This window comes from Pseudomonas sp. D3-27 (genome assembly GCF_051132165.1).
GTDB lineage: Bacteria > Pseudomonadota > Gammaproteobacteria > Pseudomonadales > Pseudomonadaceae > Aquipseudomonas.
Genome location: NZ_CP071667.1, coordinates 5123453 through 5131774 on the forward strand (window position 1 = coordinate 5123453; position 8322 = coordinate 5131774).

Genomic DNA, 8322 nt, shown 5'->3' on the forward strand with positions numbered 1-8322 from the left:
TCCCAGACCTAGACTCGGCCCATCCCAAGAAAAGGTAGGCCGCCATGTCCGAGACGCTGCTCAGTTCCCGCAATCTGGCTTTCGAGCTGTATGAAGTCCTTGATGCCGAAGGCCTGACCCAGCGCGAACGGTTTGCCGAGCACAATCGCGAGACCTTCGAGGCGGCCATCGGCACGGCACGCAACATTGCCGAAAAGCATTTCGCGCCGCACAACCGCAAGAACGACGAAAACGAACCACGCTATGAAAACGGCGAGGCGATCCTGATCCCGGAAGTGAAGCCGGCGGTGGATGCGTTCCTGGAGGCTGGTTTTCTCAACGCCGCCCGCAGCTTCGAGGCCGGCGGCATGCAACTGCCAACGTTGCTGTCCCAGGCTTGCTTTGCGCACTTTCAGTCGGCCAACGCCGCTTCGACGTCCTACCCCTTCCTGACCATGGGCGCGGCGAACCTGATCGAAAGCTTCGGCAGCGACGATCAGAAACAGCGCTTTCTGCAACCGATGATCGATGGTCGCTTCTTCGGCACCATGGCCCTGACCGAGCCCCATGCGGGTTCATCGTTGTCGGATATTCGTACACGCGCGGAGCCGGCGTCCGACGGTACCTATCGGCTCAAGGGCAACAAGATTTTTATCTCCGGCGGCGACCATCCGCTGTCGGAAAACATCGTGCACATGGTCTTGGCGAAACTGCCGGATGCGCCGCCGGGCGTGAAGGGTATTTCGCTGTTTATCGTGCCGAAGTTCCTGGTCAACGATGATGGCAGCCTCGGCCAGCGTAACGACGTGCTGCTGGCCGGTCTGTTTCACAAGATGGGCTGGCGCGGCACCACGTCCACGGCGCTGAACTTCGGCGACAACGGCGAATGCGTGGGTTATCTCGTAGGAAAACCGCACTACGGCCTGAGTTATATGTTCCAGATGATGAACGAGGCTCGCATCGGCGTCGGCATGGGGGCGGTGATGCTGGGTTACGCCGGCTACCTGTATTCCCTTGAATATTCCCGCGAACGCCCGCAGGGCCGCGTGCCTGACAGCAAGGACCCGAGCACCGCCCCCGTGGCGATCATCCAGCACGCCGACGTGCGCCGCATGCTGCTGACCCAAAAGGCCTACGTGGAAGGTTCGTTCGACCTGGGCCTGTACGCGGCGCGCCTGTTCGACGACACCACCACGCTGGAAAGCGAAGCCGAGCGTCGGCGCGCCCATGAGTTGCTGGACTTGCTCACGCCCATCGTCAAGTCGTGGCCCTCGGAGTTCTGCCTGAAGGCCAACGAGCTGGCCATCCAGATTCTCGGCGGCCATGGTTACACCCGCGAATACCCAGTTGAGCAGTATTACCGCGACAACCGCCTGAATCCCATCCATGAGGGCACCCACGGTATCCAGTCCCTGGACTTGCTGGGACGCAAACTGGCGCAGAACGGCGGTGCCGGGCTCAAGCAATTGATCCGCCTGGTGGCCGATACCACTGAGCGCGCCCAAGCGTACGAATCGCTGACACCCTTGCGTCAGCCGTTGGAAGCCTTGGTGGCACGCCTGCAAACAGTCACCCTCGGCCTGCTGACCGACCTGGCCCAAGGCAAGGTCAACGATAGCCTGGCCAATTCGGCGCTGTACCTAAAAGTGTTTGGGCACATGGTGATCGGCTGGCGCTGGCTGGAACAGGCGATTCGTGCCGAGGAGGGCTTGGCCAAGGGGAACGCGACGGACGTCGACTTCTATCAAGGCAAGCTGCAAGCGGCGCGCTACTTCCTGACCTGGGAAGTGCCGGGTTGCCAGCATGAGCTGACGCTGCTCGAAGCGCGGGATGACACCTGCCTGGGAATGCGGGATGAATGGTTCTGAGCCAGCGCCTGTAGCGCGGCTGACATCCAATCGCGAGCAGGCTCGCTCCCACAATGATCGGCGGTGAACGCAGTTTCATGTTCACTTAGCCCCCATGTGGGAGCGAGCCTGCTCGCGATGACTTAAGTGCGGGCAACGCCGCTTATAAGCCGGACCGTGGCCTCAGGCCTGCTGAATCGTCTTGGAGATCACTTCGACCGTGGCGCTGACCTGCTCCTGGTAACGGTCGAGTTCCGCCCGATGCTGCTTCTGCATTTCGATCTGTTGCGAACACAAATTCATGGCCGCCAATACCAGCAGGCGATCACCGATCAAGGTCGGGTATTTACGCTTGGTATCGGCCAGGGCCGCCTTGAGCATCGAAGCAGCGTCCAGCAACGCTTGCTCCTGCCCGGCCGGCGCCTTGATCGAATAGTCCTCCCCGAGAATCGAGACGACTGTCACCCCATCGACACGTTGACTCATGCGCTGGCCGTTGCGGTGCTGGCGCGCTCGATCAGCGCCTGGATCCGGGCGGTGGTGGTGCCGTAGAGTTCTTCCTGCTCCATCAGGCTCAATTGCAGACTTTCGTTTTCATCCTTGGCCTTCGCCAGTTCGGCGCCCAGGGTTTCATTCAGGCCGGCGAGGTGACGGTTCTGTTGCACCAGGTCGTTGACCAATTGCTCCAGCTGGCTGAGGGATGTTTCCAACATATTGATTTCCAGGGTTTTTCAAGGGGCGCGTACGATAAAGAAAAGTCATCGTCAACGCCACGACTCAGAGAACAGCGGCGCACCACTGGCGAGCTGTAGAGACTGCGAACAAGGAATCTGGTTCCGACCCTTCGTCGCGCCGTTGCCGGTGGAGTGCGACAAAAGCACGCAGCGCCCTCAAGACTTCAGTCGCAAGACCGATAAGTCATTGAAACCAGTCACAGCCCCGCACGGACGCGCTTCTTCACGGTAACTTCCATGTCCCTACGTAATATGAACATCGCGCCGAGGGCGTTCCTGGGGTTTGCCCTGATCGGCGCCCTGATGCTGGCCCTCGGCGTGTTTGCCTTGAGCCAGATGAGCAAGATTCGCGTGTCCGGCGAAAACATCGCTCAGAACAGCGTGCCCAGTATCAAAGCACTGAATGACGTCACCCAGCTCACCCTGCGCCTGCGCGTGTTGTCCTATCGCCTGCTGATCAACCGCGAAGCGGATACCCAGCAAAAAACGCTGGACCTGTTCGAGCAACGCAACCAGCAGGTCCGCGCCGCCCAGATGACTTATGAGAAACTCATCAGTGCGCCTGAAGAACGGGCCGCGTATGAGCAACTCACGCAGCTGCTCAATCAGTACCGTCAGCTCGAAGAGCGGATGAAAACCCTGTCGCGCAACAATCAGCTCAACGAACTGCAAGCGCTGCTCAACGCTGAGTTGACGAGCAACTCCGACGCTATCAACGCAGCGCTCGCTCGCCTGTCGGACATCAACAACCAGCAAGCGGAAGCATTCAACAAAAACGCGGCACAGCAATATTCCACAGCCTTCATCTGGGTCGTCACCCTTCTGGCCATCGCCACCGGCCTGACCCTGCTGTTCGCCTGGCTGCTGACCAACAGCATCACCAAGCCGATCGCCAACGCGTTGGATGCCGCCGAAGAAATCGCCAAGGGCAACCTGACCCGGCCGATCACCGTTGACGGCAGCGACGAGGCTGGCCGACTGCTGCGGGCGATGTCGACCATGCAGGAAAAACTGCGCGACACCCTGCAACGGATCTCCGGCTCGGCCACGCAATTGGCCTCCGCCGCCGAAGAGCTCAACAGCGTCACCGACGAAAGCGCCCGTGGGCTGACCCAGCAGAACAACGAAATCGAACAAGCCGCCACCGCGGTCAACGAGATGACCAGCGCCGTGGAAGAAGTTGCCCGCAACGCGGTCAGCACGTCGGAAGCGTCGAAACACGCCACCACGTCCGCTGGCGACGGTCGCGACCTGGTGCAGGAAACCGTCGGTGCCATCGAGCGCATGAGCGCCGACGTCCAGAGCACCGCCACGCTGATCGGCAACCTGGCCGATGAGTCGCGAGACATCGGCAAGGTGCTCGACGTGATCCGCGGTCTGGCCGACCAGACCAACCTGCTGGCCCTGAACGCCGCCATCGAAGCTGCCCGTGCCGGTGAAGCCGGTCGTGGTTTCGCCGTGGTCGCCGACGAAGTCCGCGCCTTGGCCCACCGCACCCAGCAGTCGACCAGCGAGATCGAACGCATGATCGGCAGCATCCAGAGCGGCACCGAACAGGCAGTGGACTCGATGCGCAACAGCACCGAACGCGCCGAATCGACACTGAACATCGCCCGCGGCGCCGGCATGTCCCTCGACACCATCAACACCGCCATCGTCGAGATCAACGAACGCAACCTAGTCATCGCCAGCGCCGCCGAAGAACAGGCCCAGGTGGCCCGCGAAGTGGACCGCAACCTGGTGAACATCCGCGACCTGTCGGTGCAGACGGCCACCGGTGCGAATCAGACCAGTGCCGCCAGCGCCGAACTGTCGCGCCTGGCGGTGGATTTGAACAGCATGGTTGGGCGGTTCAGCCTTTAACCCGCGCATCGGTTGATTCCCCACCGACCATGGGTGATCAACAATCCAGCTTTTGTGGCGAGGGAGCTTGCTCCCGCTGGGCCGCGTAGCGGCCCCATCCTCGAAAGCGACGACTGCTTCGCAGCCGAGCGGGAGCAAGCTCCCTCGCCACAGTGTTCTCGATCAAACCCAAGGCCTCTACCTGGGATCGACGACATCCAACGCCCGGTTCGCCAACAGCTCCCCTAGTTCGATCAACTGTTGCAGCCCCAATGCAACGTGTCGTCGCGAGCCGTCCAGGTCGAACGCCAGATCGCCCGCCATCGCGCTGGCCGAGGCCAGGGTTTCGCTGAGGTTGGCCAACAGGCTTTCGGCATCGACGCCCTCCACGACGGTGAATAGCGGGTCCGAGGAGGGTTTCTCCTCAGGCTGGGCGGATTTGGGATTCAGAAAGGAATCGATGAGACGCTCGGCGTGGGCGTCGGCAGCATGGTCTAGAGGCGGGATTGGTGGGTCTGGGATGAGTTTGTCCATGGAATGCTCCTAACGTAAGTGAGAGCCGCCACGTTCGCTGCTAAACGAATAGGTGGCAGCCGCGCGCAGGTTAGCAGACCGGTACGTTAGGAAACCGGCGCACCCGAGGATGCCCTGCGCACAGCCGCCATAAGAATTCGAGCATAAAAATGCCCGCACTGAATGGCAGTTGCCATGCGCCTAACGTGACTCCGAGCTGCTAAACCCGACCGCTGATTGGCAGCGGTGAGCACAGACTAGGCACCGAAACCGGCAGGCGCAAGAGGCTGGAATTTTCTAGGAAATGTCCTGCAAGTCAATGGGGAATATCTTTCAGTCGATTCCTACAACGAGCCCCATCCAGCCCTTCCACACCGAAAAAAATTGCGTATAGTCCCGCCCGCCGCCTTGCGGCAATCCGCTTTGGCAACCCGCCGTATCTCAAAGGAGCTTGAATTTGTACAAGGGATTTACAGGAATCGTTTTTCTATTACTGAGCGGCTGCTCGCTGCATCCATATACCAAGGATGTGCTGTTGAACACCGGCACAACCAGCCCCGAATATTGCCTGACGCAAGAGCGGGCGCTGGTGGAAGAACGCGTGCAACGCTACCTGAACCACTGCTTCCATCCCCAAGTGACCGAGCTCAACACCGGCGCAAGACTCGTCAACACCATTCAATTGAAAGTCGACCGGAACGCCGAAAGAAGCGACATGGTGCTGTGGGCGCCAACGATCTACGGAAGCCAGTTCTATATGAACGTGATCGTCTCGCAAAAGAACCCCGCCTGCGCAACCACCATGACCGCCGTGGCCTCAGGCTGGGGATTTGCGCGAAACTTTTCAAAAATCCTGGAAAGCGCAAACGGGGGAGACCCGTGGTGCCCGCTGTAACCTCCACCAGCTGACCAGTCAACCGGCTCCCGTGGCGAGGGAGCTTGCTCCCGCTGGGCTGCAAAGCAGTCCTCGCTATTCATCGCCGACAGTCCCTTGTGGCGAGGGGATTCATCCCCGCTGGGCTGCGCAGCAGCCCCAAAAGCAATGAACTCAACCTTTCTGAACACCGAGTTTGCCTACTTGGGCGCAGCTGTAGCAGCCGGATCCACCACCTTCGCAGAACGCCCTGTCTCAAGATCCCGAACCTCGTAGTACCACCACTTCATCGAAGACGTGCCATAAAGACCATAGGTACGCCCCCCCTCCAGATCGACTGTCATCTCCACGGGCCAACGGTATTCAGTTCCAATGGCGTGCTTCACAGAAAGCTTGTGCCGTCCTGCTCCGAGTCGATATTCAGTCTGGCGGGCTAGCCAATATAACAACGTATCGTCATCGATCTTGGATATCGACAGACTCTTGTCGAACTGCCGAATCGTCGCAACCTCGTCCCAGGGTTTTCCTTCTGCGCTTTTATGCTCGTAGTGAATGCAACCGGTCAAGGTAAAGCAAGTCAAACCCATTGCAATAAAGCGTGAAACAACATTATGTCTCATCAATGGCCCTCCAAGGCACTTTATCCCGAGCTAGCGAAAAAATGGCGCAGTTTTATTTAACACCTCAGCGATAAAGACCTCTACCCCCTCCAATTAAATTCGCCCCGGCCTCCCTCCCCATCATTTAATTAAATCCCACCTTTTTCTTATTTTTTACCAGATACCTCCCAACTCTAATTATGCATCTTATAAAGCGAGACATTATCCTCTGAACACCACTGCACACCCTCTATAACAACCATGCAGCCATCACGTTCAACAACGCTAATTCCACATTCACCAAAGTCAAAATACACGCCTATGCAACCCTCACTCAAACCGTTAATCCTATACTCGTACATAGCTAAAATCTCTAACCCAAGATACGTATCAAGATCACTTAACACCCCAGTCGGATATGCAAAATCATCGCCACTTTCTGATAAATCAAGCAAGTCGGGGGCTGTGCCTAACAAAGTAAACTTCGACACACCCTCGCTAACCGTAAGCGATACCCACCCTGACTCCGAAACGAGAAAAAACAGCACCAACAACTCACATACCAGATTCCCACTCATATAAAACGAGCGATACCTGACCTCACTTAAAAACTCATTAACCAACACTACCTCTCACACTAAAGTTTCGCGGACCTTCCAGAAAGCAATGCATCGCGCTCATACCCCATTGAAATATAAAAGAAGACTTACTTAACACTAGAAGAGGTATGACTTTCACTCCCGCACTTTAAATAAATCCGTTTCCCTTTCCCTTAAAACAAAACCTCTCCTTCAGCTTTTGCACAACTTGACTCATCTCCGCAAGCGGAGGGGTATCGCCCAAGGAGTATATGCTACACAGGGACATATCTTCAGGGTAATCAAAATCCGCGTATATCTCTTGAAGCCTACGCACCTTGTCGTCATCACTCTCAGTGGACTCTTCAACACAAATCAAAAATGCTAGGCGCCACTTTTCCATATCGAAAGCAACGTTCCTCCCCTGCATCTGCCCCTCGATCAACGAGAGAAGTTCTTCATCAGTTAAGTAGTCGCGGCCCGCGATTAAAGCAACGTTCAGGCTGTCCTTACCATCCGCAAGCTTATCGATAGCATATTTAAAAACCTCATTTCTTTTCACCCATCCTTTCTTGATCCCTAAATGGATAGTCGACCAGCACGCCAATCCTAACTTCAAAAGCATGTTGAATGGTGACAAAGATTTCTTCCTACCTTTTGGGAGGCTGGTTAGGTCGCCCAGTCACCTGACCGCCGGGAATAAAACGCCGATGGGTCACACTTCCCTCTTCAACGATCCACTCAGGGAAAAAAGTGAAAAAAGGGACAGGTTTTTTTAAGAATCCGCCAGGGCCTGCCCCATTTTTTCCGGCGCCTCCGTTCCTGCAACATGCCCCCTTTTTTGTAGGAAGGCTCTGCCTTATTCATGCCTCATCTTCGTAGGCCTCGAACTCCCAGGAACCTAATTTTGACAGTTTTCTTGAAACCTCGCTTTAGCTCGCCCCCGAACAACCCAGCAAAAATTTCTCAATGGTGAGAACTATTTTCTGATAATTGTATTCTCGGACGATAAGGTAATGCGCACCTATAAGAACCTCGTCTACTCCAAGGTTTTTTTCAATCCACTTTGGAGTGCACACCTCAATATCAAATGATTCCTCACCATCCTCACCTGCTGGACCAATCATCGCCTGGAGGAGAAAGTTAAAACAATCCGAGCATTCGGGATGGTAATTTTCAAGATTATAAATACCGGGACTATGGACCCGCTTTAATTCTGCGTTCATAGCTTAATCCGTTATGTCCAAGTGGGCATTTGACTGCCATTTCTTTGTCTCTTGACCCGGAACCTCTGTTCAAAATTAGCCTGAGTTCCCTGCTAATAGGGTTTGTAAGTAGGCGGCCTATACTGCCTCA

At 56.5% G+C, this 8322-nt stretch carries 9 protein-coding genes and 2 pseudogenes; 4 read left to right on the forward strand and 7 right to left on the reverse strand.

What is annotated here, in order from left to right:
- Window positions 1–44: 44 nt before the first annotated feature.
- Complete coding sequence (locus tag J3P92_RS22990; RefSeq protein ID WP_434649165.1) at window positions 45–1847, forward strand: acyl-CoA dehydrogenase; 1803 nt, start codon at window positions 45–47, stop codon at window positions 1845–1847.
- A gap of 162 nt (window positions 1848–2009) precedes the next feature.
- Here J3P92_RS22990 and J3P92_RS22995 read toward each other — a convergent pair whose 3' ends face one another.
- Both J3P92_RS22995 and J3P92_RS23000 read right to left on the reverse strand, forming a co-directional pair.
- Window positions 2010–2312 (reverse strand): cell division protein ZapA, encoded by a 303-nt coding sequence (locus J3P92_RS22995; RefSeq protein WP_420767095.1) that lies wholly within the window; start codon window positions 2310–2312, stop codon window positions 2010–2012.
- The gene (locus J3P92_RS23000; protein WP_434649167.1) at window positions 2309–2539 is read right to left on the reverse strand and encodes a hypothetical protein; all 231 of its coding nucleotides are present in this window, start codon (window positions 2537–2539) and stop codon (window positions 2309–2311) included. Before J3P92_RS23000 ends, J3P92_RS22995 begins: the two co-directional genes overlap by 4 nt.
- A gap of 324 nt (window positions 2540–2863) precedes the next feature.
- Between J3P92_RS23000 and J3P92_RS23005 the strand changes: the two are divergent.
- Window positions 2864–3520, forward strand: a pseudogene (locus J3P92_RS23005) (MCP four helix bundle domain-containing protein); the annotation flags it as partial.
- Between the two features lie 303 nt (window positions 3521–3823).
- Window positions 3824–4423, forward strand: a pseudogene (locus tag J3P92_RS23010) (methyl-accepting chemotaxis protein); the annotation flags it as partial.
- A gap of 177 nt (window positions 4424–4600) precedes the next feature.
- Here J3P92_RS23010 and J3P92_RS23015 read toward each other — a convergent pair.
- Complete coding sequence (locus tag J3P92_RS23015) at window positions 4601–4936, reverse strand: DUF6124 family protein (RefSeq protein WP_434649169.1); 336 nt, start codon at window positions 4934–4936, stop codon at window positions 4601–4603.
- Window positions 4937–5372: 436 nt separating this feature from the next.
- Between J3P92_RS23015 and J3P92_RS23020 the strand changes: the two genes are divergently transcribed.
- Window positions 5373–5810 (forward strand): hypothetical protein, encoded by a 438-nt coding sequence (locus tag J3P92_RS23020; protein ID WP_434649171.1) that lies wholly within the window; start codon window positions 5373–5375, stop codon window positions 5808–5810.
- 179 nt (window positions 5811–5989) lie between these two features.
- On the opposite strand, the gene J3P92_RS23025 is transcribed toward J3P92_RS23020, so the two are convergent.
- The 4 genes from J3P92_RS23025 to J3P92_RS23040 all read right to left on the reverse strand — a co-directional run bounded on the left by J3P92_RS23025 (window position 5990) and on the right by J3P92_RS23040 (window position 8192).
- Entirely contained in the window at window positions 5990–6409 is a 420-nt protein-coding gene (locus tag J3P92_RS23025) for a hypothetical protein (RefSeq protein WP_434649172.1), read from the reverse strand.
- Between the two features lie 173 nt (window positions 6410–6582).
- Entirely contained in the window at window positions 6583–6879 is a 297-nt protein-coding gene (locus J3P92_RS23030) for a hypothetical protein (protein WP_434649174.1), read from the reverse strand.
- 256 nt (window positions 6880–7135) lie between these two features.
- A complete protein-coding gene (locus J3P92_RS23035) occupies window positions 7136–7606 on the reverse strand; it encodes a DUF2247 family protein (protein ID WP_434649176.1) in 471 nt (156 codons plus the stop codon).
- Window positions 7607–7898: 292 nt separating this feature from the next.
- Window positions 7899–8192: an Imm8 family immunity protein gene (locus J3P92_RS23040; protein WP_434649178.1), complete on the reverse strand. Its 294-nt coding sequence runs from the start codon at window positions 8190–8192 to the stop codon at window positions 7899–7901.
- Window positions 8193–8322 lie beyond the last annotated feature (130 nt).